Raw genomic sequence first — 23,272 nt, 5'->3', positions numbered from 1 at the left:
ATGCTCCGCAGCCTGATGGCTGCGGAGCATTTTTTTGCCATGACCGGCGCCGTTAAGGACCATCCGCAGGCGCGGGTGCCGGTGCGGGGTCGACGGGAGGCTGCACCGGCGCAGGAGCGACGGGCGCAGGCGCGGCCGGAGCAGATGCGGCGGGCGCAGACGGTTCCGGCGTCTGCGGGGCTGCCGGCGCAGGTTCGCTGGTCGGAACCGGGGCAGGTTCGGTTTCCGGCGAGGCTTCCGGGGCAGGCGCCGGATTATCCTGTTGTTCTTCCTGCGGTGCCTGCTGCTGTTCCGGCTGCGGGGACGGAACCGGAACCCGGTTGGGATCTGTCAGCTCACCGGTGGAATAAAGAGGAGCCACGGCCCGCATGTATTCAGTCCACTGCGCGCCTGCGATGGTGGAGCCGTCCACGTAGCTGCGTGCGACGCCGTTGATGGGCAGATTGTTCAGCGATGAATAGGACGTCCAGTTGCCCACCCATGAGGCGGTCGAGATGCCCTGGGTGTAGCCCACGGTCCAGGTCTGCTCGGAGACGTCGGTGGTGCCGGTCTTAGCGGCCGCGGGAACACCCAGGGGCTCCAAGGCGCCGGGACCGCTGTTCACCAGGTTCTGCAGTGGTTCTGACACTTCCTTGGCAATCTCCTCGGAAATGGCACGCTCGCACTGTTCCTCGGGGACTTTGTAGGCATTGCCCCGGGAATCGCTGACCTGGGTGAGCGCGATGGGTTCGCAGTACTCTCCGCCGCTGGCGAAGGTCGCGTAAGCAGCCGCCATGGTCAGCGGCGTTACTTCCTGACTGCCCAGGACGAAGGAGGGATTATTCACTTCCAGGGGTTCGCCGTCGACGGCGCGGTGCACGCCCATGCGGGTGGCGGCGTCACGGATGTCGCACAGGTCCAGCTGCGAGGCCTGGGCCACGGTGGCCGTGTTAGCGGACCAGGTCAGCCCGTCACCCACGGTCATGGAGCGTTCGTAGCCGTCCTGCGCGTTCTTGAACTTCCATTCGTCGAAGTATGCATCTTCCGGCAGGCAGCTGGCAGTCCAGTCATAACCGGCCGGGTATGTGGTGCGGGAAGCATCAACAACGTCGTCGATGCTTCCACCGGCCTCAAGGTAAGCAACAGTGGTGAACGGCTTCATCGTGGATCCGGGCTGGAAACCATTAGCGGTGCCGCCCATTTCCGAGTCAACGTTGAAGTTCAGCTGCGTGTTTCCGGCGCCTTCTTCAGGCGTGTAATTGGTGTTCTGGGCCATGGCCAGGATTTTTCCCGTTCCCGGTTCCACAGAAACCATGGCCGAGCCTGCTCCGGATTCATCACCAACGGGCACCTGGGCCTCGATTTGGGTCTGGGCCTGTTCCTGGAGCCGCGAATCAAGCGTGGTGGTAATCGTCAGGCCGCCGCGGGCCAGCAGTTTGGCACGGGCTGTTTCATCCACGCCAAACTCTTCGGACGACAGGATGACCTGCTCCACGTAGCTGCAGAAGTACTCGGCCATGTCGGCACCCACGCAGCCGGAGTGGGCTGCGGGCTGGGGGTTCAGCTGCAGATCGGAGGCAACTGCGGCGTCGTACTCCTGCTGCGTGATCTTGTCGTAGCGCAGCATCGCAGCGAGCACCGCGTCGCGGCGGTCCCGGGTGCCTTCCGGGTTGGTGAACGGGTTGAAGTTATTCGGTGACTGCACCATGCCTGCGAGCATGGCCGACTGGGCAACGTTCAAGTTGGCGGCGGGAATACCAAAGAAGTTCTGGGCCGCGGCTTCAATGCCGTAGGTGCGGCCGCTGAAGAGCACGATGTTCAGGTAGCCCTCCAGGATCTCGTCCTTGGAGTACTCCTTCTCTACGGCGAGGGAGAGCTTTGCTTCACGGATCTTGTCGGTGAAGTTCTTGGTTCCGCTGATGGTGAGGTCTTCGCCGCTCTTGCCTTCAGCAACACCCTGATCGATGAGTACGTTGTTCACGTACTGCATGGTCAGTGTGGAGGCACCCTGTGTGCTGTCCTTGGTCAGGTTGGAGGCCAGTGCGCGTGCAACGCCCTTGGCATCAACTCCCCCGTGTTCGTAGAACCGGTTGTCCTCGATGGAGATGATCGCGTCCTGCATGGACGGCGAGATCTGGTCCAGCGTCACCGGGATCCGGTTCTGGGCGTAGAACGAGGCAAGCAGCACGCCGTCTGCCGAGTAGATCTTGGAGCCCTCATCCAGCGGTCCGGTTTGGAACTCATCGGGAAGGTCTTCCATGGCATCGAGGACGATGTTTGCACCCGTGGCACCGACGGCAGCCGTGGGGATGAAAATCCCGGCCACCAGTGCGCCGCAGAAAGCACTTACCAGCAGGAACAACACCAGCCGGCCGGAGGTGCCGAGTCTGCCCAGCATGGAGGAGTTGTTTTGTCGCATCCGCCCAAGATACAACGGGTTTCTGTGATCTGTCTTGACGGCGGCACTGTTACAGATGTAGAAGCCGGCCCGCATTTGGCTGACCCGCGCGCATTTCCATCTGCTGGACCCAACATGAGCGCAAAGTTCCGTGAGAATAAGATCACATCACCGGAGGCGTGCCGGATACAAAAGGGGCCGCCTCCGGTATACGCTGTATACATGTTGACGCCCCCTGGAGCACAGCACCGCCCCGAGCTGTCCGCCCGTGCCATCGCGGCGTGCGGCGTCTCCCTGGCCGACCAGGAGGGGCTGGAGTCCGTCTCCATGCGGCGCATCGCCGAGACACTCGGCGTGTCTCCCATGGCCTTGTACCGGCACGTAGGAAACAGGGAGTCCCTGCTGCTGGCAATGGCCGGCCTGGCTGCCCGCCGCACTGAGCTCATCCCGCCTCCCCCGGCGTCCTGGCAGGTAATGCTTCGGACCATGGCGGAGTCGCTTTGGGAGGGATTCGTACAGCATCCCTGGCTGCTGCAGATTGTCCTTGGTCCAAGCCGTCTTCTGGATATGGCCCCGACCGGTGAGCTGGAGCATCTGCTTCGTGCGCTGCAGGACGCCGGATTGTCCGATGAGGAGTGCTTCGACTGCGTGGTGGGGATCTCCGCTGTCGTGATAGGAACGTCAACCCTGGCCCTTGCTGCCAACCCGGGACCCGGCGTGCACCGCCCGTCCCGGCCCAACGCCGTCGTCCGCTTTAATGATGACGACGACGGCGGTGCGGGACCTGAAAGCATGGCCAGCGCTTTCCGGAGGCGCGGCATCACCTATGACGCTTCCCGAAGGAGCCTGGACTATGCCGTGGACAGTTTTCTGCGCGGCATACAGGCTCGTACCCATGAAAACCTCCGGACAGCGCAGAATACGCCGTCCGACCCGGAGAAGGAGCAACAATGAAACTCAGCAACAAAACGGCCATCGTCACCGGCGGTGCAGGCGGGATTGGCCAGGGAATTGTCCGCCACTTCCTTTCCGAAGGTGCCAAGGTGGCCATTGTGGACATCAACCAGGAACAGGGCGACAAGCTGGTGGCGGAGCTGGCCGATCTGGGTGAAGCCATCTTCATCTGCAAGGACATCTCACTGCCCGAAAGCGCTGCGGAAATCGTCGCTGAAACCGTGGGGCGCTTCGGCAAGCTGGACATTCTGGTCAACAACGCGCATGCCTCAAAGCAGGCTCCCATTCTGGAAACGACCCCGGAAATCTGGAACCTTTCCTTCGGCACCGGAACCATGGCCACCCTGTACCTGATGCAGGCCGCGCACCCCGAGCTGAAGAAGACTCACGGCAGCATCATCAACTTCGGGTCCGGTGCCGGCATCAAGGGTCTGCCAAACCAGGTTGCCTATGCCGCGGCCAAGGAAGCCATCCGTGCGATCACCCGTACGGCAGCGAACGAGTGGGCGGCGGACGGTATCCGCGTCAATGTTGTCAGCCCGGTGGCGCTGACTCCCGGCATCGTCCAGTGGAGCAAGGCCTACCCCGAGGCGTACCAGGAAGTTGTGAATGGTGTTCCGCTGGGACGCCTGGGTGACCCGGAGACTGACATTGCTCCGATCGTGGCTTTCCTGGCCAGCGACGAGTCGCGCTACCTGACGGGACAGACGCTGATGGCTGACGGCGGCAGCATCAAGCTCTACTAAAACAGCGTCAAGCTCTACTGACGGGAATCATTCAGCGGATGTGCCGGATCCGGAAGATCCGGCGCATCCGCTGAATACCATTCTGCTTAGTTCCCTGCCCCTCCGGGAACTAGGTAGTTGCCGAGAAAAGACGGGTATTTGCAAAGCTCGGAAGAGGCCTGTTTTCCGGCTTTTGGGGCTGTTTTCGGGACAGAAATGTCGGTGGCAGGTGAAAGCCTGAAGACATGGATCAGAACGGATCTTTTCGACGCGGCGGCACCGGTGATTCCGCCGGTACCGGCCAGCATGGTGTGTCCAGCCGATCGGTCTTTGACGCCGCGCTCGGTGCCGGTCAATCCGGGGTCGTTCAGTCCGGGGTCGTTCAGTCCGGGGTCGCTGATCGTGGAACTGTTCAGAGCCTAGAGGGTTTGACCGGAGCTATACTCCTGCAGGGTACGGAGTCCCTGACCCAGGACGAAGCCGGGGCTGTGTTGTCCCGGTTGGATGCTTTGGTGCGGTGGGCTCAAGCCCAGCAAGCGAAAACCCTGCACCGGATGGAAACAGTCTTCCGCGATGACCTACTCGAAGACATCGGTAGGGAGGATCCGGGACTGACGTTCAGTCTTGCTGCGGAGGAAGCCGCCGCGATCCTGCGCTTGCCCACCAACACCGCGAAGATGCTGATGAGCGACGCCGGACAGTTGTGTTCCACCCACACTGCAACGCTGGCCGGCCTGGAAGCGGGCACCCTCAGTTACGGGCATGTGCAGACGGTGCTGGACCAGTCCCAGAATGTCCCCGAGGCTGAGCTGGCTGGCTTTGAAAAGGATCTGCTGGCGGTTGCGGCCGCGGGTCAGACGCCGAGCCAGTTCCGGGTGAAGGCCCGCCGGATGCGGGAAAAGGCGCATCCGGAAACAATTAGCGTCCGGCATAAAACAGCGTTTGAGCGGCGAAGGGTTTGTCTGGCGCCGGATGAGGATGGCATGTCATGGTTGTCGGCGTTGTTGCCGGCGGCACGTGCCCAGCTGATTTATACGCAGCTGACGACCGCTGCCCGGGGTGAACAGGCTGCCGGAGATCCGCGGCGGGTGGATGAGCTGCGGGCGGACATCCTGGCTGACCTGCTCGACGGTGGAGACTGCGGAAGCAGAGAAGGCGGCCATGCGGCTGCTGACGACGGGGCTGCTGTGGTTGTTGGTGTTGACACCCACGAAAACCCCATCAAGGGCACCAAAGCCCGGGCCCGAACCGAAATCCTGGTCCTCATCACCGCCGAAACCCTCTTCGGTGCCGACGAACAACCGGCCGAACTCCACGGCTACGGGCCCATCAGTCCCGAAACTGCCCGCCGACTTGCCCGGCAGGCAGCGCACTGGACGCCGGTGGAACGGCATCCGGACACCGAGGAGATCCTGCGGGTCGGACGCCGCCGGAAAGTCCCGGCCGGACTGCAACGCTGGCTCCGTGCCCGCGACGGGACCTGCCGGTTTCCCGGCTGCCGGACCAACGCCGTGATCGCCGAGATTGACCACACCAAACCCTGGTCCCACGGCGGAACCACCGACCATGACAACTTGGAACATCTCTGCCGACGACACCATATGTTCAAAACCCGCGGCTTCTGGAAAGCCCGACAACACGCACCCGGGATCATCGAGTGGACCTCACCCGGCGGGCGGACCTACCGCACCGATCCACACCTCACCCTGGCAACGGGGGGACTGCAGCCTGCCATGCCTCCCCCGAAAGGGCTCCCGGCATTGAAACGAGTGGATGCGGGCGGGGCAGGTTCAGGTCCGGACGATTACGGGGATACTCCCCCGCCCTTCTAATCATTCTCCTCATCTCCGTAACCGGCCGGCGGTAAGCTCAAGACATGGCACGATATTTCGACATTCACCCTGAAAATCCGCAGCAGCGCACCATCGGCCAAGTGGTCGCCATCCTGCGCTCCGGCGGGCTGATCGCCTACCCTACAGATTCCTGTTACGCATTTGGCGCCCAGCTGAGCAATAAGGACGCACTGGATCGCATCCGCTCCATCCGTAATCTGAACGACAAGCACCACTTCACCCTGATGTGCCATGACTTCGCGCAACTCGGCCAGTTCGTAAAGATGGACAATGACATTTTCCGCAGCATCAAGGCCGTCACACCGGGCAGCTACACCTTTATCCTGCCGGCGGTAAAAGAAGTTCCGCGCTGGCTGTCACAGCCCAAGAAGAAGACAGTGGGTGTGCGCATTCCGGACAACAAAGTTGTTTTGGCGTTGCTGGAAGAACTCGGCGAGCCGCTGATCTCCAGCACCCTCCTGCTGCCCGGCGAGGAGGATCCGTTGACCGAGGGCTGGGAAATCAAGGAACGGCTGGACCACCAGGTGGACGCGGTCCTGGATGCTGGGTTCTGCCCGCCGGAACTCACCACCGTCATCGACTTTTCGAGCGGTGAACCGGAAATCGTGCGCTACGGTACCGGCGACCCCACACGCTTCGAGTAGGACACAGCGCGGGCAAACGGTAAACGGCGAGGCAGGCTAGGGGCATGGTTCTATACATCGGCACTTCCGGGTGGAGTTACACCGATTGGCGGAACGTCCTGTACCCGCCTGGACTGCCAAACCGTCTTTGGTTGGAGACCTACGCCGCGGAGTTCGACACCGTCGAGTTCAACGGAAGCTTCTACCGGTGGCCGCGCGAGCCCGCCTTTGCTGCCTATCGGGACAGATTGCCCGAAGACTACCGTTTCTCAGTCAAGGCACCCAGAGGCCTGACCCATGCGCGAAAGCTGCGTGAACCTGAAGAATGGATCGGCAGAATCAGCCGATGCTGGAATGAGCTGGGGAAGAAAGCCGGCGTCCTGATTGTCCAGTTGCCTCCCAACATGGAGCGCGACGACGCCCGTTTGGACTACTTCCTCAGCTCCCTGCCCGACGGGATAAGGACCGCGGTCGAATTTCGGCATCCGAGTTGGGAAACCGAAGACGTCTACAGCCTTCTTGAACTCCATGATGCCGCATATACCGTTATGAGCGGAGCCAACCTTCCCTGCAACCTGCGTGCCACGGCGTCGTTCGTTTATTTGCGTATGCACGGGCCTGATCATGAGCACCTCTACGCAGGCTCCTACAGCGACGATGACCTGCAGTGGTGGGCGGACCGGATCCGGGAGTGGGAGTCCATGGACAAGGATGTGTACGTCTATTTCAATAACGACGGCGAGGGCCACGCCGTCCGCAACGCCAGGACACTGCGGTCCATGCTTGGGGTCGGGGACTGACGGCAGACAGGCGGTTGCCGGACCGCGAGTTCGCGGAGCACAAACGGCGCACCAAAGGACACACAGAAAAGTTGCTGCCGGTCGTTGGCGGCGACACCTTCTCCGAGTATCCTCAAATGCGAAGAGTGACCGTTATGAACACTGCGGACCACAACTCTCGATATTCAGGCCTAACCGTCTGCAGCTGCCGCGGCAGCCCCGGAAGCATCTCCGTTCCTCTTCGTCGACGTCTGCCGCACCGCGGCGCGTCCAACCCTGATTGGTGCCATGACTTTCTCCAGCAGACTCACTCCCCAGGACCAGTTTCCAGAGCAGCTTGAGGCCCTGACTACAGACGCCCTGGAAATCCTCAACAGCAAGCTCCACCGCCAGGCCGAACTCGAATACCAGCAAGAGGGGGAGCCGGAACTGGAAACCCGGTTCCGGCTGGAGTTCCTCGCGGAAGAACTCGACAAGCGCGATTCTTCGGGAACTGAGTCCGCACAGGATGCCGGCTGTCATGGAACTCAGGCGCCGGCAAGCCCGGAGTCCGCCCGCATGGCAAACGCGTAGCGTTCTTCCGGCACAACCAAACTGAGCAGCTATTGCCGCTCGGCCGCCTGCCAATTTGTGTCATTTCCCTTGACACTTCTTCACTGCATACAGACTGTTGACGCCACAGGGCATCGGGGGCGCCCAACGGCCGGGACACTGCCGGCCGCCGTCGCATTCTGGGAGGTCGTCGCTGTGAAGTATTCAAACGCAGGAAAGAGTATGGTCCGGGCGGTGACGACGGCGGCCGTCGCCGCCGTCGTTTTGTCCGGAACGGCTCCGCTAACCGGGCTCCAGCTGCCCGGCCAACAACCGGCAGTAACAACGGTTGACGGTAAGGGCCACGGCAAGGGCAACGGGCACGGAGGCGGACACGGAGGCAGAGACGAATCCCCCTCGGCCCAAAATGTCATCCTGATGGTCGGTGACGGGATGGGACCAGGGCAGCGGGAGGCCATCCGGCTGGCGCTCGTGGGCCTTACCGGAGAACTCGAGATGGATTCCATGCCGGCGGCCGGCCGAGTGCACACCAACTCCGCCGACCCGGGCACATTCGTCACCGATTCAGCCGCGGCCGCCACCGCAATGGCCACCGGAGTGAAGACATACAACGGTGCCATCGGGGTCGACATCGATCAGCGCCCCGTTACCACCGCACTTGAGGTGGCTGAGGAACTGGGCAAGTCGACCGGCCTCGTCACCACCAGCAACGTCACCGATGCAACCCCGGCTGCATTTGGTTCGCACGTGCTGGACCGGGATGAACAAAGCGCCATTGCCCGGCAATTCCTGGAAAGCAGCCGCCCTGAAGTGATCCTTGGCGGAGGCGAGGACTACTGGTATCCGGAAGGTCATCCGGGCCGTTACCCGGACAACCCGGCCGAAGACCCGTCCGAGGAAAGCGCCGGCACCGAAGGAAACCTGGTGGAGCAGGCTCAGTCCATGGGGTATGAATATGTCTGGGATCTGGCCGGCCTGCAGGCAGCGGATTCCTCGAAGGTGCTGGGCCTCTTTGCCAATGAAGAAATGTTTCAGTACGGGGACGAGTTCGAAGCCCGGTACCAGCCCACGGTGCCGCTTACGGACATGACCGCCAAAGCCCTGGAGCTACTCACCTCGGGCGACGAGGGCTTTTTCCTGATGGTGGAGGAGGAAGGAATTGATGCCTTCAGCCACGTCAACAACGCCGAGCTCACCATCGAATCAGGCATCGAGTTTGACCGTTCGGTGGCGTTGGCCAAGGACTTCGCGGAGCAGGACGGAGAAACCCTGCTGATTGTGGTGGGCGACCACCAGACCGGCGGAATGACCATTGAATCCGTGGACGTCCCGGAACCCGGAGAGGAACCCGATGAGTCGGGAGACGGTCCTTCCGCTGAAGACGGGCCACTGCCCGTTGCCGGAGCGGAGCAGGAATTCATGGTGGATTGGAGCACCGGAGGGCACACCGCACTGGATGTTCCGCTCACAGCCATGGGGCCGGGGTCTGATCTGCTGACCGGTGTCTATGAGAACACCCGCATCTTTGACATCATGGTCCAAATGATGCGTGCAGGAAATGAAACTGGCGATGACGACGGCGACGGCAACAATCCGCCGGCTTGGCATCCTGGAAAGACCCGCTTTGATCTGCAGGCGCACCGCGGCGGACGCGGTGAATATACGGAAGAATCCCTGACCGGCTTTGCTCATGCATTGGAGCTGGGGGTCAGCACCCTGGAACTGGATCTCCACCTCAGCAAAGACGGCAAGGTGGTGGTCTGGCACGACGACACCATTGATGCCGAAAAGTGCCGGGACACTGCACCTGTGCAACCGGGAGATCCTCAGTTCCCGTACGTCGGCGCCCGTGTGGCAGATCTGACCCTGGCGCAGTTGAAGACCCTGGACTGCGGCTATCAGCAGCTTCCCGGGTTCCCCGAACAGGAAGTGGTGCAAGGCAACCGCATTGCCGAACTGCGCGATGTCTATGAATTGGCCGATGCCTACGGTGCCCGGAAAATCCGGTTCAACGTGGAGACCAAGGTTGAGGACGGCCAGGCCGGCGGTTCGGGCATGGAAGCCCTGACGCGGGCGGTGGTGGCTGAGGTCCAGGCATCCGGGCGGGATCGGTACACCACCATCCAGTCCTTTGACTGGGCTTCCCTGAACCTGGTGAAACAAATTGCACCTCGGCTGACGCTGGTTGCCCTGGCCGGAGATGCCGCCGAACTCGGGGTGGGCCAGCCGGGAGCCGCACCCCAGCTGGGCGGCATCGACATTGACGACTATGACGGATCGGTTGCCCGGGCAGCCGCTGCTGCCGGATATGACGTCCTCTCCCCCATCGCCACCACCGTTACCGCCGAAATGATCCGGGACGCCCACCGGGCCGGCCTTCCTGTTATCCCCTGGACCGTAAACACTGCCGAGGACATGAACGACCTGATTGACGCGGGCGTGGACGGCATCATCACCGACTACCCCACTCTGCTGCGCGCAGTCATGGAGGAACGAGGCATGAAACTGCCGAAGGCTTACAGCATCTCTTGACCGGTACCGCTTGAGCGAACCAGCGAACTCCAGGAGCACGATGGACAAGAAACCTTCCCACCAGGAGCAGAGTCGTCACCAGGAGCAGAACCAGGACCAAGAGCAGGACTTGGCCGCCCTGGCTTCGCTGAGTCCGTTTGAGCTCAAGGACCGGCTGATCGCTGCCGCCTCCGGAACCGAGCGGTTGATGCTGAACGCCGGGCGCGGCAATCCCAACTTCCTCGCCACTCTTCCGCGACGGGCGTTCCTGGCGCTCGGAGACTTTGCCGTGTCGGAGTCCGAACGTTCATATTCATACCTGGACAGTGGTTTCGGCGGGCTGCCGGAGCAGAAGGGGATGCTGGGGAGGTTCAACGCGTTTGTGGTGCATGATCCGCAGCGGGAGGGTTTGCACTTCCTGCGGTCCGCAGTGAGCTACGTGCACGATCAGCTGGGCTTGGACCGGGAGGCGTTTCTTGAAGAGATGGTGACAGCCTTCCTGGGCTGCATCTATCCGACACCGCCACGGGTGCTGCCCCAGACCCAGGAGGTTCTGCGCGCGTATCTGGGGCAGGAACTGTTCGGCGGGCAGATCCCTGCAGGCGCCGTCGATGTGTTCCCCACCGAAGGCGGAACGGCGGCGATGACCTACATTTTTTCTTCGCTTGCCGTTAACGGACTCATCACCCCCGGAGACCGGATTGCCCTGGCCACTCCAATCTTCTCGCCGTACCTGGAAATCCCGCTGCTGCCGGATTACGGCCTGGACGTGGTGCAGGTGGTCATGGACGAGTCAGCGGACTGGCAACTGCCGAACACCGAACTGGAGAAGCTGCTGGATCCGGCCATTAAGGTGTTCTGCCTGGTTAATCCGAGCAATCCGCCCTCTGCCAAGCAGCCGCAGGCGGTCCTTGAGCGGCTTGCACGGCTGGTGGCGGATCAGCGACCGGACCTGATCATCATCACCGATGACGTGTATGCCACCTTCGCCGATGACTTTGTCTCCGTCTTTGCCGTCTGTCCGCGGAACACGCTGTGCGTTTATTCCTTTTCCAAGTACTTCGGAGCCACGGGCTGGCGGTTGGGTACCATCGCGCTGCACCAGGAAAACGTGATCGATGATCTGCTGGACGCCTTGCCTGCCGGGGAGAAGCAGCGGCTGAACGCGCGGTACTCCTCCCTGACCACTGACGTGCCCGGCTTGAAGTTCATTGACAGGCTGGTGGCCGACAGCCGTTCCGTGGCCCTGAACCACACCGCCGGGATTTCGGGTCCGCAGCAGCTGCAGATGGTGCTCTTTGCCCTGCACGGCCTCATGGATCGGCTGGACCGCTACCAGGACGCAGCAAAAGCCCTGATTCGGGGGCGGTACAACACCCTGTACCGGAACATGGGTGTGGCGCCCACTCCGGCGCCCGACGACGTGGGGTACTACAGCCTGATAGACCTGCGGAAACTGGGGTCACGTCTCTATGGTGACGAGTTTGCCGCCTGGCTGGTCTCCCGGGAGGACCTCGGGCTCCGGTTCCTGCTGCGGCTTGCCTCGGAGACCGGCGTGGTGCTGCTCCCGGGCAAGGGGTTTGACGTCGTCGTTCCCTCGGTCCGGGTGTCACTGGCGAATTTGACCGATTTTGAGTACCGGGCCATCGGCGCAGCAACGCGGCGCATCCTCGAGGATTACCACCGGTCATTCACGGAGGGCGGCTAGCCTGCCGCCGAGTCCGGTACAAAGCGGCAGCCTAATCCATGCTCGGTGATCAGATGGACCGGAGCCGCAGGATCTGCTTCCAGTTTCCGCCGCAGCTGCCCCATGTACAGGCGCAGGTAACCGGTGTCGGTGGTACCGGGACCCCACACCGCGGACAGCAGGGAGGATTGGCTGATCAGCCGCCCCGGGTATTGCACCAGTGCCTCCAGCAACCGCCACTCGGTGGGGGTCAAGCGGATCGCGGAACCGTCCGAGATGCGGACCACAGCCTTGGCGGCCAGGTCCACCCGTACCCCGCCGAAGACCACTTCGGACTGCTCAGGAGCCGCCGGGCCGCGGCGGGTCAAAGCACGAATCCGGGCCATCAGCTCCTCGGTGGCGAATGGCTTGGTGACGTAGTCGTCGGCACCCAGATCCAGGGCACGGACCTTGTCTGCGGAATCCGTGCGGCCGGAGATCACGAGGATCGGCGCGCGGCTCCAACCCCGAACGGCTTCGATAACCTCCATGCCGCTGAGCCGGGGCATGCCCAAATCCAGCACAATCAGTTCCGGATGTTCCTCGACTGCCTTGCGGACAGCAGCTGCGCCGTCGGCCGCCGTCACCACCTCGTATCCGTATGCGGAAAGGGTAATGCGCAGCGCACGGAGGATTTGAACGTCGTCGTCGGCCACCAGAATCTTCACAGCGTGCCGCCCGAACTTCCGGCACTCTGCTCCGTTGTTTCCTCTACGGCAGCGGCAGGAAGCGAAAGCACCATGGTCAGTCCGCCGCCCGGGGTGTCCTCGGTTTCCAGCGTCCCCATCATTCCTTCCATGAAACCCTTGGCAAGTGCCAGGCCCAAGCCCAAACCGGTCAGATTGTCGGTATCCCCGAGCCGTTGAAAGGGCAGGAACACATCTTCCAGCCGTTCCGCCGAAATCCCGGGCCCACAGTCTATGACGCGAATTTCCACCCTGCCGGCAAACGCACTTGCAGCCAGCACCACTTTGGCCTCCGGCGGTGAGAAACGCACCGCGTTGGCCAGCAGGTTGACCAGCACCCGCTGCAGCAGCACCGCATCAGCCAGCACCGGGGGCAGGGCGGGAGGTATCTCCAGCTCGACTTCCGCAGGACCCAGCCCCAACTCCTCCAACGCCGGCAACACGGCGTCGGCGGTATCGAGCGGAGCCAGGCTGACGCCCAGCACTCCGGCCTGCAGGCGGCTCACGTCCAGCAGGGACGTCACCAGCTCCGAGAGTGTTGCCAGTGACTCCTCGGCAGTGGCCAGCAGTTCGGCGCGGTCCTGTTCGCTCCACTGCACGTCCGGTGCCCGCAGACCGGTTACCGCTGCGGTGGCTGCCGTCAGCGGGCGGCGAAGATCGTGCCCGACGGCGGCCAGCAGCGCGGTGCGGACCTTGTCCGCAGCGGCCAGTGACCCCAACCCTTTGGCTGTTTCGGCAAGGTCTCCAAAGTCCAATGCCGCCTCGAGCTGGGCGGTAATCACCGCGAGGAGGCGGCGGTCTGCCGCTTCCAGATCTCTGCCGTACAGTTCCAGCACCGCGTGTTCCCCCACCGGCAGGACCAGAGATGCGGCGCCCGGCGGCGTGCGGGCTCCCGCTGCGGCGAGTTGAACGCCGTCGGCCATCAGGTGCACCGACTCCAGGCTGAAAGCTTCCCGGGTGCGGCTCACCAGTGCGGCGGTGGCGTCCTCACCGCGCAGGACGTTTCCGGCTACCGATGCCAGCAGTTCGGACTCCGCGGCGGAACGGCGTGCCGCCCGGGAACGCCGGGCCGCGCGGTCCACTACAAAGCTGACCAGCATGGCATTGACGAGGTACAGCACCAGGGCCAGGATGTGCGCGGGCGTGGCAACGGAGACGGTGTACAGGGGCTGGATGAAGAAATAGTCCAGGGTAATGCCGGAGAGCAGCGCGGCGAACAGCGCCGGCCAGATCCCGCCAACGAGCGCAACGAGGATCACCAGCAGCTGGTAGCTGAGCACATCTCCGGTAATGGATTCCGGCGTGCTCATGAGCACCAGCGCCCAGGTCAGGAGCGGACCGCCGGCCAGCGCCAGAGCCAGCCCCCAGAGCCTGCGGCGCACCGTCAGGGCGCCGCCGAGCCGCGGCAGGACCGGCCGTCCGCCAGCAGAGGCATGGTTGACGATGTGCACGTCAATGTCGCCGGATTCACGCACCGCTGTGGCGCCGATTCCCGGACCGGTCAGCAGTGCCTGGATCCGCGGCCGGCGGCTGACACCAATGACCAGCTGGGTGGCGTTGACGCCGCGGGCAAAATCCACCAGTGCGTGCGGAATATCCGAGCCCACCACTTGGTGGAAGGTGCCGCCCAGTTTCTCCACCAGTGCCCGCTGGGAGGCCAGCTCGCCCGGATCTCCGCCGCGCAGGCCGTCCGGGCTGGTCACATGAACCGCCAGGAGCTGCCCGCCGGCGGATCGGGCGGCAATCCGGGCTCCGCGGCGCAGCAGGGTTTGCCCCTCCGGTCCGCCGGTCAGGGCCACCACCACCCGTTCGCGGGCTTCCCACTTATTGCGAATTCCGTTTTCGGCACGGTACTTGTTCAGTGCACTGTCCACCTCATCCGCCAGCCACAGCAACGCCAGCTCGCGCAGCGCCGTGAGGTTGCCCAGCCGGAAGTAGTTGGACAGCGCGGCATCCACCCGCCCGGCGGGATAAATGATGCCCTGTGAAAGCCGGCCGCGCAGCAGCTGCGGCGCGATGTCCACCAGCTCCACCTGGTCCGCTGTCCGAAGCACCGAATCCGGCACAGTTTCGCGCTGCACGGTGCCGGTGATTTGTTCGATGACGTCGTTCAGGGACTCGATGTGCTGGATGTTGACGGTGGACAGGACGTTGATGCCGGCGTCCAGCAGTGTTTGGACATCCTGCCAGCGCTTGGCATGGGCCAATCCGGGAGCGTTGGTGTGGGCGAGTTCGTCCACCAGCGCGTAGTCCGGCCGCCGGGCGAGGACGGCGTTCAGATCCAGTTCTGACAGGACCAGTCCGCGGTGGTTTACCTGTACCGGAGGAACCATTTCCAGGCCTTCGGCCATGGCGGCCGTGGCGGCGCGGCCGTGGGTCTCCACCACCGCCACCGCCACGTCCCTGCCCTCGTCCCGCAGGCGCCGCCCCTCCTCGAGCATGGTGTAGGTCTTGCCGACTCCGGGCGCAGCGCCCAGGAATACCCGGAGTTGTCCTCGTGTCATCTCCTAAGTGTCCAACTCCAGGAGGGCAATATTGAGCTGCAACACGTTGACGGTCTGTTCTCCGAGCACTCCCCCGCGCCGCCCTTCCACAGCGGACTCCACCAGCGCCCGGACATCGACCGGGTCCAGTTCGCGCTCGGCCGCCACCCGGTCCACCTGCAGCAGGGCATATTCCGGGCTGATGTGGGGATCCAGCCCCGACGACGACGCCGTCAGGGCGTCCGCGGGCACGTCGCCGGGATCCACGCCCTCCAGTTCGCTGACCGCGGCGCGGCGCTCATCGACTGCCGCCGCCAGATCCGGGTTTGTGGGGCCCAGGTTGGAACCGCTGGAGGCACCGCCGTCGTACCCGTCGCCGGCGGCAGAGGGCCGGGACTGGAACCACTCAGGCAGGGCGGCGCCGTCCGCATCGGTGAAGGACTGGCCGATCAGGGCGGACCCCGCGTCCTCCCCGTTCACGGAGACCACCGAGCCGTTTGCCTGGTGATTGGCCGCCACCTGCCCCGCACCCGTAACCGCCAGCGGATAAACGATTCCCAGTGCCGCTGTCAGGACCAGGACGCTGCGGACCGCCACTCCCACCTGGCGCGCCGACGTTCGTGCAGTACTCATGATGCTTCCTGTTCGTTGTGTTTGGAGATGTTGGGACCGGTCATCAGAACCCCGGAATCAGGGCCACGGCGAGGTCGATGAGCTTGATGCCGATGAACGGCGCCACCACCCCGCCCACACCGAAGACCAGCAGGTTCCGGGTCAGCACTCCGGAGGCACCGGCTGCCCGGTACTTCACGCCGCGCAGCGCCAGCGGAATCAGGGCAATGATCACCAGGGCGTTGAAGATGACCGCGGAGAGGATTGCCGACGCCGGAGAATGCAGGCCCATGACGTTCAGGACGGCCAGTCCCGGGAAAACGCCCATGAACATGGCGGGAATGATCGCGAAGTACTTGGCCACGTCATTGGCGATCGAGAACGTGGTCAGTGCCCCGCGGGTGATCAGCAGCTGCTTGCCGATCCGGACAATATCGATCAGCTTGGTGGGGTCCGAGTCCAGGTCCACCATGTTGCCGGCTTCCTTCGCTGCCGACGTTCCGGTGTTCATGGCCACGCCCACATCGGCCTGGGCCAGGGCGGGGGCATCGTTGGTGCCGTCCCCGGTCATTGCCACCAGCTGGCCGCTGGCCTGTTCCCTGCAGATCAGAGCCATCTTGTCCTCCGGAGTGGCTTCGGCCAGGAAGTCATCCACCCCGGCTTCCGCGGCAATCGCCTTGGCGGTGCGCGGATTGTCTCCCGTGATCATGACGGTGCGGATACCCATCCGCCGCAGCTCGGCGAAGCGGTCCTTCAGCCCGTCCTTGACCACGTCCTTCAGGTGCACGACGCCGAGTACCCGGCTGCCGCCGTCGGCCTCCCGGATGGCCACCACCAGAGGCGTGCCGCCGCCGGCGGAGATCTTGTCCACCTGGTAGGTCAGGTCGGACAGTACGTCGACGTCGATTCCGCCGGACTCGGCTACCCAGTCCATGACGGCCGAGCCGGCACCCTTCCGGATCTGTGTTCCGGTGGCCCCGTTTGTTCCATCTGCATAGTCCAGCCCGCTCATGCGCGTCTGGGCCGTAAACGGAACGCTGACGGCGTCGACGTCCTTCACCGGTGTGATTCCCATGCCGGCGGCAAGGTCCACAATCGATTTGCCCTCGGGGGTCGGGTCCTCCGCCGAGGACAGGACGGCAGCGAGGATCAGCTTGTTGCGGTCCGCTCCCGCCACCGGGATGAACGCGGCAGCCTGCCGGTTGCCGTAGGTGATGGTGCCGGTCTTATCCAGCAGCAGGGTGGTGACGTCGCCGGCGGCTTCAACGGCGCGGCCGGACATCGCCAGCACGTTGTGCTGGACCAGCCGGTCCATGCCGGCAATGCCGATGGCTGAAAGCAGTGCACCGATCGTCGTGGGGATGAGGCAGACCAGCAGGGCCACCAGCACTGGAATGCTGACCGCTGCGCCGGCGTATCCGGCCAGCGGATTCAGCGTCACCACCACCACCAGGAAGATCAGGGAAAGGGTGGCCAGCAGGATGTCCAGGGCGATCTCGTTCGGCGTTTTCTGCCGGGCTGCCCCTTCCACCAAGCGGATCATCCGGTCCACGAACGTCTCACCGGGCTTGCTGGTTATCCGCACCACAATGCGGTCCGAGAGCACCCGGGTTCCGCCGGTGACCGCAGACCTGTCGCCGCCGGATTCGCGGACCACGGGAGCGGATTCGCCGGTAATCGCGGATTCATCCACGGAGGCAATGCCGTCGATGATGTCGCCGTCGCCGGGGATGATCCCGCCGGCGGTGACCACCACGACGTCGTCGAGCACCAAATCAGCGGACGCAACTTCTTCCACCGCGGTGCGGGACGCGGAGGGGTCGCCGGCTGCGTCGTAGCCGGTCACCCGCTGGGCCGGAGTGGTGGTCCGGCTGGCCCGCAGCGAGGCCGCCTGGGCTTTGCCCCGGCCTTCGGCAACGGATTCCGCCAGGTTGGCGAAGATGACGGTCAGCCAGAGCCACGCCGCAATCAGCCAGGTGAACGCGCCCGGCACCGTGCTGCCGCCCGAGGTTCCCGCGTCGCCGGTGACGGACTCCGCCACTGCAATGACGGTAATCAGCGCGGCGCCCACCTCCACAATGAACATGACGGGGGTGTGCCACATGATGCGCGGATCGAGCTTGCGCAGGGCGCCGGGGAAAGCCTTCCCCAGCTGGGCTGCGGAGAAGCCGCTGCGGGCCGGTGCCCGGTTTGCTGACGCCGCGTCCTGGCCGTCCGGTGCTTCCCCGGATTGTTGTGAGTCCGGCCGAAGCGGGGACTTGTCGGTTTTGCTTGTCACTGTGGACATGGTCAGAGCAACCCTTCCGCCAGGGGACCCAGCGCGAGTACGGGAAAGAAGGTCAGGGCGGTCACGATGACGGTGACGCCGCACAGCATGACCACGGCCTGGGGCCGGTGGGTGGGAAGTGTTCCCGCAGTGACCGGGACACGGTCCTGAGCTGCCAGCGAACCGGCCAGGGCCAGCACAAAGATCATCGGCAGGAACCGGCCCAGCAGCATGGCCAGGCCCAGCGCGGTGTTCAGCCACGGTGTGTTCGCCGTCAAGCCGGCAAACGCCGATCCGTTGTTGTTGGCCGCCGAGGTGAAGGCGTACAGCACTTCGCTGAAGCCGTGCAGTCCGGGATTGTAGATGGAGGTCCCGGTGACATCCTCGCGGATGCCGGGGACAGCGAAGCTCAGTGCCGTACCGGCCAGGACGAGGGTGGGCATGGTCAGCAGGTAAAGGCTGGCCAGCTTGATCTCGCGGGGGCCGATCTTCTTGCCGAGGTACTCGGGCGTGCGCCCCACCAGGAGACCGGCGATGAAGGAGGCCACCAGGGCCAGGACCAGCATGCCGTAGAGGCCCGATCCCACGCCGCCAGGAGCCACTTCGCCGAGCATCATGTTCAGCATGGCCATCATGCCGCCCAACGGACTGAAGCTGTCATGCATCGAGTTCACGGCGCCGGTGGAGGTGGCCGTGCTGGTGGTGCCGAACAGGGTGGATCCGGCTATGCCGAACCGCTGCTCCTTGCCTTCCATGGAACCGGCCAAGGCCGATGAAGCAGAATATTCAAGGGCTGTCATGGCCGCGAGGGAAACGGTGAAGATAGTAGCCATGGCCGCCAGGATCGCGTATCCCTGCTTCCGGTCTCCGATCAGAGTTCCGAAGGTGCGCGGCAGGCTGAACGGAATGACCAGCATCAGCACCACCTGCAGCAGGTTGGTCCAGGCGGACGGGTTCTCGAACGGGTGCGAGGAGTTCGCGTTGAAGAATCCGCCCCCGTTGGTGCCCAGGAGCTTGATGGCTTCCTGGGAAGCGACGGGACCGCCAGGAATCGTCGAGCTGCCGCCGGCGAGGCCGGTTACCTGCGTGAAGCCGTTGAAGTTCTGGATGACGCCGCCCAGAAGCAGCAGCAGCGCACTGACGAAAGCGATGGGGAGCAGCAGCCGCACCACTGACCGAGTCATATCCGTCCAGAAGTTGCCGATCGTCGCTTCCTTCCGGGATGCGAAGGCCCGGACCAGGGCAACGGCCACGGCCAGGCCCACAGCTGCCGAAAGGAAGTTCTGTACAGCCAGTCCTGCCATCTGGACCGTGTAACCCACCGTTACTTCCGGCGAATAGGACTGCCAGTTGGTGTTCGCCACGAAGGACGCCGCAGTATTGAAGGCCAGGCCTTCGGGTACGGCCGGCAGACCCAGAGACCCGGGCAGCAGGTGCTGGGTGCGCTGGAGCGCGTAGACCAGCAGCAACCCGACGGCGGAGAAGGCCAGGATGCTGCGCAGATAGGATTGCCAGGACTGACGCGATCCGGGATCCACTCCGATCACGCGGTAGAACCCCCGTTCCACCGCCAGGTTTTTGTCCGAGGCGTAAAACCGGGCCATGTAGTCGCCCAGCGGCCGGTAAAGCGCTGCCAACAGCAGTGCCACCATCAGGAAAGAGGCCACTGCCGGCCAAACGCCCATCAGAACCGCTCCGGACGGATCAGTGCCGCCAGCAGATAGCCGGCCGCGGCAACGGCCAGGGCAAGGGCAAGAAAGTCGAAGAAGATCACAGCTTCTCCACCGCCCTAATGCTCAGGAACAATGCGGCAAAAAATGCCGCAACGCCCAGGACAACAACTACATCCAACAAGGGAACCCCCGGGAATCGATCTCATGCCGCCGAACAGACGGCATGGACGCAAACGGCGTCTTTTCGATTAGATGCCTTGCCAGAGCCGGTTTTGGATATCCTCATGGTTTCCTCACGACCGAAGGGCGGACCATAACAAAAACCCCTCGATCACCTCTTCGAAGAACCACCCCCTCTGCTCCCGAAAACGGCTTATAACACGATGTGAATGCAGTGACAAGGTATTTAGGACTCGATCCGTATGGCCCCTGACCGGGCATGGGAATCGCGGAGTTTTGTGACATGGTTGGCGGCATGAATGGCAGCGATGGGGACTGCCATCACATGTTAAAAAGGGGTTAGGAATGAGCCAGCTAGCGTCCACCAAACCCGCAGTGCGGCAACAAGCACCGAGGGAATCAACCAGTACGCAAAAAACCAGGACTCTCAGGTGGTGGGTGCTGACCATCAAGCCCACGCACAAGGATTACTGCGATGCCGTCGTGGGGCACATTGTCACACCCCTCGTGGCCCAGGCCCGGTTGTGGGGGGCGGAACGTGGGACTTTTGCCCGGAATCTGGACCCGAAGAGGCCGCAGGTGGAGGTCCACGTGCTGGCCTCCGATGATATCGTGAACCGTTTGCGGACGTTCGCCCTCGCTCTGACCCGCCAATCGGCAGACCTGCTGGGCGACCTGGAAACCTCCGAGGTGCAGCCCGGCTGCTATCCCCCACGCCATGATGAGCAGCCCTTGCCCCGCATTGAAGCGGCGCTGGCGAAGTATGGCGGGATCCAGGGCATTGCGCTCACCTTGGAGGTATCTGAGGTGTCCTGTGACCTGGCAGCCTGGGCCATCGGCCGGTTCCCCAATACCAATACGCGCTCTGCCCTCGCCGCCCTGTTGCTCTTCGATGCCTGCCACTCGATGATGTACGGGCCTCGCTCGGCCGTATGGCCCGATCGCAAAGCCCTGAGCTGGGACTACTACTGGGACAGTCACCTCCGCAGCAGCACCGCTGCCTTTGGGGACCGTGCCGCACACGCCCGCACCTCGCTGACAAGGGCATTGGCGCCGCGCATTGTGCCTGCCCACCGGTCAATGATCGCAGTTGCTTCCGAGCCCTCGGTCGAAAACTGGCGCAAGCGATGGGTCCGGGCCATCGACTCGTATTTGTACCGGGCCGACAAGTCACGCATCAGCCGCAGTGCTCAGCACCTGGCCATGATTCAGAGCCGCCACCTGCTAAACCGGCTGGGCATTCCCCTGCGGGACGAGGCGGCGCTCGGGCTCTACGCCCGGGCATGGAGCAAGGAGCGGGAAGAGGAACTGGTCCGCATGCACTCCTGACCAGCGCTGTCCAGCTGTCCAACACCGCCTGTAGGGTCACTAGCGTGAAGACGACAGCAGAACCGTATCCCTCGGCTTTCGAGGCACCGTTGGCAGCCCAGTTTCAGATGTTCATCAATGAACATCGACAGGCCCTCTATCAGTGTTTGGAGGGGATGAGCGACAGCGAAGCGCGCCGCCCTCTGGTCCCCTCCAAGACCACTCTGCTGGGATTGGTCAAGCACGCAGCCTTTGTGGAACAGGTCTGGTTCAACGAGGCGATCACGGCTCGTTCCCGGGCGGACATCGGTTGCCCCGCCGGGCCGGACGAATCCTTCGACCTCACATCTGAAGACAGCATCGAATCAGTGCGGGCGGACTACCGCCGGATCTGTGCCGAGTCTCGGACTGCAACAGCAGGTCTCGGACTGGATGACGTCGTCAGCGGGAACCGTCGGGGGCCGCTTCCCATGCGGTGGATCTATTTGCATGTCCTGCGCGAGCTGGCCCAGCACTGCGGCCACGCGGACATCCTCCGCGAACAGATCCTTGCAGACCGACCCGGCTAGTCCTGGCCCGGCCCGAGCACGGCCCAGCTGTTGGGCGGCAGGGCCAGCTTCCCGGCCCCGGCGTCCAAGCCGGACTCACCGGCCAACACCTCGCGGGCGGCGGCCGGTACCGGTACGGCAGCCGCCTGGCCTGAAACGTTCAGGGCGACGAACAGCGAGTTGCCGCCGTCGTGCACCTCATAGACCAGCTGCTCGTTGCTGAGCGAATGCACCCGGGTTCGGGCCGCATGCACCCAGGAATGGCGGCGGCGCAGCCCGATGAGTTCCTGGTGCAGCCGGTACAGCGGCTGGCCCACCGCGGAAAGCTCGTCCGGCGTGGCAGGGAAGGAAGGGCGGACGTCGTCGTCTCCCCCGGCCCGGTCCTCCTTGACGCCGCGGTAGCCCTGCTCGTCTCCGTAGTAGACGGAAGGAGTGCCCGGAAGGGTGAAGAGCAGCACCAGGGCCTGAGCCAGCCGGAATGCGCTTTGCCCCGGGGCCGGATCCAACCGGCTGGCAATGCGGGTGACATCGTGGTTGCCCACGAAGCTGAGCGGCACAAAGGTGTCCAGAAACGTGTTGTGCCGCTCCAGGGCGGCAGCCAGCTCATAGAAGTTGGCGTCCACGAGAGAACTCCAGATCGCCTTCCAGAGTTCGTACTGGGTCACCGAGTCCAGTGTTCCGTCCGTTACTTCAGCCGGATAATCGCCGTGAATGTACTCACCCACAAAATAGGCGTCAGGGAATTCGGCACGGACATTGCGCAGCACCCGCGCCCAGAACGACGACGGCACCGCGTACGCCGCGTCCAGCCGCCATCCGTCGACTCCGCGGCGCAGCCAGTGCTTCATCACATCGGCAACGAAGTCCTCCACTGCCGGTTCGTCATGGTTCAGGGCCACCAGCTGGTGGTGGCCTTCAAAGTCCGCATAACCGGGTTCGGTCTCCGGCGTCCACGCATCGGGCCAGGTGAAGGAGAACCACTTTGCCGTTGCCGCGCCGGGTCCCTGCTCAAGAGCCTCGGTGAAGGGCCCGAAGGAACGGCCGGCGTGGTTGAAGACGCCGTCCAGCAGCACCCGGATGCCGCGGGAACGGGCTTCGCGGATGAGTTCGTCAAAGTCGCCGTCATCGCCAAGCCGCGGGTCGATCCGGTAGTAGTCGGCGGTGTCATAGCCGTGGGTCTCCGAGGCGAACACTGGCCCCAAAGCCAGGCCGGAGGCACCCATTTCCACGATGTAATCCAGCCAGGAGGTGAGGTGGGCCAGCCGGTGGCGGGGCTCCGCATCCGCAGGCAACGCCGTCTGTTCCGCGCCGGTGAAGCCCAGCGGGTAGACCTGCCACCAGATGGCGTGCTGCACCCAGTCCGGTGTTGTCCTCATGAGAATTCCCTTCAGCCGCTAATGTCCCTGGAGCCAATGT

At 63.7% G+C, this 23,272-nt stretch carries 18 protein-coding genes; 10 read left to right on the top strand and 8 right to left on the bottom strand.

Annotation, left to right across the window (positions count from 1 at the left end):
* Positions 1 to 52 precede the first annotated feature (52 nt).
* A complete protein-coding gene (locus CXQ89_RS09195) occupies positions 53 to 2,398 on the bottom strand; it encodes a transglycosylase domain-containing protein (RefSeq protein WP_237685153.1) in 2,346 nt (781 codons plus the stop codon).
* A 201-nt stretch (positions 2,399 to 2,599) separates the two neighbouring features.
* Here CXQ89_RS09195 and CXQ89_RS09190 point away from each other — a divergent pair, with 201 nt between their 5' ends.
* The 8 genes from CXQ89_RS09190 to CXQ89_RS09155 all read left to right on the top strand — a co-directional run bounded on the left by CXQ89_RS09190 (position 2,600) and on the right by CXQ89_RS09155 (position 12,082).
* Positions 2,600 to 3,331 (top strand): TetR/AcrR family transcriptional regulator, encoded by a 732-nt coding sequence (locus tag CXQ89_RS09190; protein ID WP_181032281.1) that lies wholly within the window; start codon positions 2,600 to 2,602, stop codon positions 3,329 to 3,331.
* Positions 3,328 to 4,077, top strand: coding sequence for an SDR family NAD(P)-dependent oxidoreductase (locus CXQ89_RS09185; RefSeq protein WP_104054315.1), 750 nt, complete (start codon positions 3,328 to 3,330; stop codon positions 4,075 to 4,077). Before CXQ89_RS09190 ends, CXQ89_RS09185 begins: the two co-directional genes overlap by 4 nt.
* Positions 4,078 to 4,484: 407 nt before the next feature.
* Positions 4,485 to 5,888, top strand: coding sequence for an HNH endonuclease signature motif containing protein (locus CXQ89_RS09180; RefSeq protein WP_181032280.1), 1,404 nt, complete (start codon positions 4,485 to 4,487; stop codon positions 5,886 to 5,888).
* A gap of 44 nt (positions 5,889 to 5,932) precedes the next feature.
* The gene (locus tag CXQ89_RS09175) at positions 5,933 to 6,553 is read left to right on the top strand and encodes an L-threonylcarbamoyladenylate synthase (protein WP_104054317.1); all 621 of its coding nucleotides are present in this window, start codon (positions 5,933 to 5,935) and stop codon (positions 6,551 to 6,553) included.
* A gap of 44 nt (positions 6,554 to 6,597) precedes the next feature.
* Positions 6,598 to 7,332, top strand: a complete 735-nt coding sequence (locus CXQ89_RS09170) for a DUF72 domain-containing protein (RefSeq protein WP_104161042.1) — start codon at positions 6,598 to 6,600, stop codon at positions 7,330 to 7,332.
* 267 nt (positions 7,333 to 7,599) lie between these two features.
* Complete coding sequence (locus CXQ89_RS09165) at positions 7,600 to 7,884, top strand: hypothetical protein (RefSeq protein WP_104161041.1); 285 nt, start codon at positions 7,600 to 7,602, stop codon at positions 7,882 to 7,884.
* Positions 7,885 to 8,058: 174 nt separating this feature from the next.
* Positions 8,059 to 10,395 carry an alkaline phosphatase gene (locus CXQ89_RS19055; protein ID WP_308471681.1) on the top strand — a complete coding sequence of 779 codons (2,337 nt, stop codon included), beginning with the start codon at positions 8,059 to 8,061 and terminating at the stop codon, positions 10,393 to 10,395.
* A 40-nt stretch (positions 10,396 to 10,435) separates the two neighbouring features.
* Entirely contained in the window at positions 10,436 to 12,082 is a 1,647-nt protein-coding gene (locus CXQ89_RS09155; RefSeq protein ID WP_104161040.1) for a bifunctional aspartate transaminase/aspartate 4-decarboxylase, read from the top strand.
* On the opposite strand, the gene CXQ89_RS09150 is transcribed toward CXQ89_RS09155, so the two are convergent.
* The 6 genes from CXQ89_RS09150 to kdpF are packed head-to-tail and all read right to left on the bottom strand — an operon-like array spanning position 12,079 to position 19,921.
* Positions 12,079 to 12,768: a response regulator transcription factor gene (locus tag CXQ89_RS09150; RefSeq protein ID WP_104054321.1), complete on the bottom strand. Its 690-nt coding sequence runs from the start codon at positions 12,766 to 12,768 to the stop codon at positions 12,079 to 12,081. The two genes, CXQ89_RS09155 and CXQ89_RS09150, sit on opposite strands and share 4 nt — an antisense overlap.
* Positions 12,765 to 15,290 (bottom strand): DUF4118 domain-containing protein, encoded by a 2,526-nt coding sequence (locus CXQ89_RS09145; protein WP_104161039.1) that lies wholly within the window; start codon positions 15,288 to 15,290, stop codon positions 12,765 to 12,767. Before CXQ89_RS09145 ends, CXQ89_RS09150 begins: the two co-directional genes overlap by 4 nt.
* Before the next feature lie 3 nt (positions 15,291 to 15,293).
* Entirely contained in the window at positions 15,294 to 15,902 is a 609-nt protein-coding gene (gene kdpC / locus CXQ89_RS09140) for a potassium-transporting ATPase subunit KdpC (RefSeq protein WP_104161038.1), read from the bottom strand.
* A gap of 43 nt (positions 15,903 to 15,945) precedes the next feature.
* Entirely contained in the window at positions 15,946 to 18,168 is a 2,223-nt protein-coding gene (gene kdpB, locus CXQ89_RS09135; protein ID WP_104161037.1) for a potassium-transporting ATPase subunit KdpB, read from the bottom strand.
* 2 nt (positions 18,169 to 18,170) lie between these two features.
* A complete protein-coding gene (gene kdpA / locus CXQ89_RS09130) occupies positions 18,171 to 19,832 on the bottom strand; it encodes a potassium-transporting ATPase subunit KdpA (protein ID WP_104161036.1) in 1,662 nt (553 codons plus the stop codon).
* Positions 19,832 to 19,921 carry a K(+)-transporting ATPase subunit F gene (gene kdpF, locus CXQ89_RS09125; protein WP_104054326.1) on the bottom strand — a complete coding sequence of 30 codons (90 nt, stop codon included), beginning with the start codon at positions 19,919 to 19,921 and terminating at the stop codon, positions 19,832 to 19,834. Before kdpF ends, kdpA begins: the two co-directional genes overlap by 1 nt.
* Positions 19,922 to 20,345: 424 nt before the next feature.
* Here kdpF and CXQ89_RS09120 point away from each other — a divergent pair, with 424 nt between their 5' ends.
* The gene (locus tag CXQ89_RS09120; protein WP_146067220.1) at positions 20,346 to 21,329 is read left to right on the top strand and encodes a lantibiotic dehydratase C-terminal domain-containing protein; all 984 of its coding nucleotides are present in this window, start codon (positions 20,346 to 20,348) and stop codon (positions 21,327 to 21,329) included.
* Between the two features lie 107 nt (positions 21,330 to 21,436).
* On the top strand, positions 21,437 to 21,877 hold the full coding sequence (locus CXQ89_RS09115) for a DinB family protein (RefSeq protein ID WP_258060077.1): 441 nt from the start codon (positions 21,437 to 21,439) through the stop codon (positions 21,875 to 21,877).
* Here CXQ89_RS09115 and CXQ89_RS09110 read toward each other — a convergent pair.
* Positions 21,874 to 23,232 carry an alpha-amylase family protein gene (locus CXQ89_RS09110; protein ID WP_104161033.1) on the bottom strand — a complete coding sequence of 453 codons (1,359 nt, stop codon included), beginning with the start codon at positions 23,230 to 23,232 and terminating at the stop codon, positions 21,874 to 21,876. The genes CXQ89_RS09115 and CXQ89_RS09110 overlap by 4 nt on opposite strands.
* Positions 23,233 to 23,272: the final 40 nt, after the last annotated feature.

The organism is Arthrobacter sp. ZGTC212 (genome assembly GCF_002929255.1).
In the GTDB taxonomy this organism is placed as follows: domain Bacteria; phylum Actinomycetota; class Actinomycetes; order Actinomycetales; family Micrococcaceae; genus Arthrobacter_B; species Arthrobacter_B sunyaminii.
This window is presented reverse-complemented; position numbering and strand designations above follow the sequence as displayed.

What these genes read in the sequence shown, in the direction of transcription:
- CXQ89_RS09195 (WP_237685153.1), bottom strand. Translation starts at nt 2,398, where the DNA reads ATGCGACAAAACAACTCCTCCATGCTGGGCAGACTCGGCACCTCCGGC.
- CXQ89_RS09190 (WP_181032281.1), top strand. Translation starts at nt 2,600, where the DNA reads ATGTTGACGCCCCCTGGAGCACAGCACCGCCCCGAGCTGTCCGCCCGT.
- CXQ89_RS09185 (WP_104054315.1), top strand. Translation starts at nt 3,328, where the DNA reads ATGAAACTCAGCAACAAAACGGCCATCGTCACCGGCGGTGCAGGCGGG.
- CXQ89_RS09175 (WP_104054317.1), top strand. Translation starts at nt 5,933, where the DNA reads ATGGCACGATATTTCGACATTCACCCTGAAAATCCGCAGCAGCGCACC.
- CXQ89_RS09170 (WP_104161042.1), top strand. Translation starts at nt 6,598, where the DNA reads ATGGTTCTATACATCGGCACTTCCGGGTGGAGTTACACCGATTGGCGG.
- CXQ89_RS09165 (WP_104161041.1), top strand. Translation starts at nt 7,600, where the DNA reads ATGACTTTCTCCAGCAGACTCACTCCCCAGGACCAGTTTCCAGAGCAG.
- CXQ89_RS09155 (WP_104161040.1), top strand. Translation starts at nt 10,436, where the DNA reads ATGGACAAGAAACCTTCCCACCAGGAGCAGAGTCGTCACCAGGAGCAG.
- CXQ89_RS09145 (WP_104161039.1), bottom strand. Translation starts at nt 15,290, where the DNA reads ATGACACGAGGACAACTCCGGGTATTCCTGGGCGCTGCGCCCGGAGTC.
- kdpC (WP_104161038.1), bottom strand. Translation starts at nt 15,902, where the DNA reads ATGAGTACTGCACGAACGTCGGCGCGCCAGGTGGGAGTGGCGGTCCGC.
- kdpB (WP_104161037.1), bottom strand. Translation starts at nt 18,168, where the DNA reads ATGTCCACAGTGACAAGCAAAACCGACAAGTCCCCGCTTCGGCCGGAC.
- kdpA (WP_104161036.1), bottom strand. Translation starts at nt 19,832, where the DNA reads ATGGGCGTTTGGCCGGCAGTGGCCTCTTTCCTGATGGTGGCACTGCTG.
- CXQ89_RS09120 (WP_146067220.1), top strand. Translation starts at nt 20,346, where the DNA reads ATGAGCCAGCTAGCGTCCACCAAACCCGCAGTGCGGCAACAAGCACCG.
- CXQ89_RS09115 (WP_258060077.1), top strand. Translation starts at nt 21,437, where the DNA reads ATGTTCATCAATGAACATCGACAGGCCCTCTATCAGTGTTTGGAGGGG.
- CXQ89_RS09110 (WP_104161033.1), bottom strand. Translation starts at nt 23,232, where the DNA reads ATGAGGACAACACCGGACTGGGTGCAGCACGCCATCTGGTGGCAGGTC.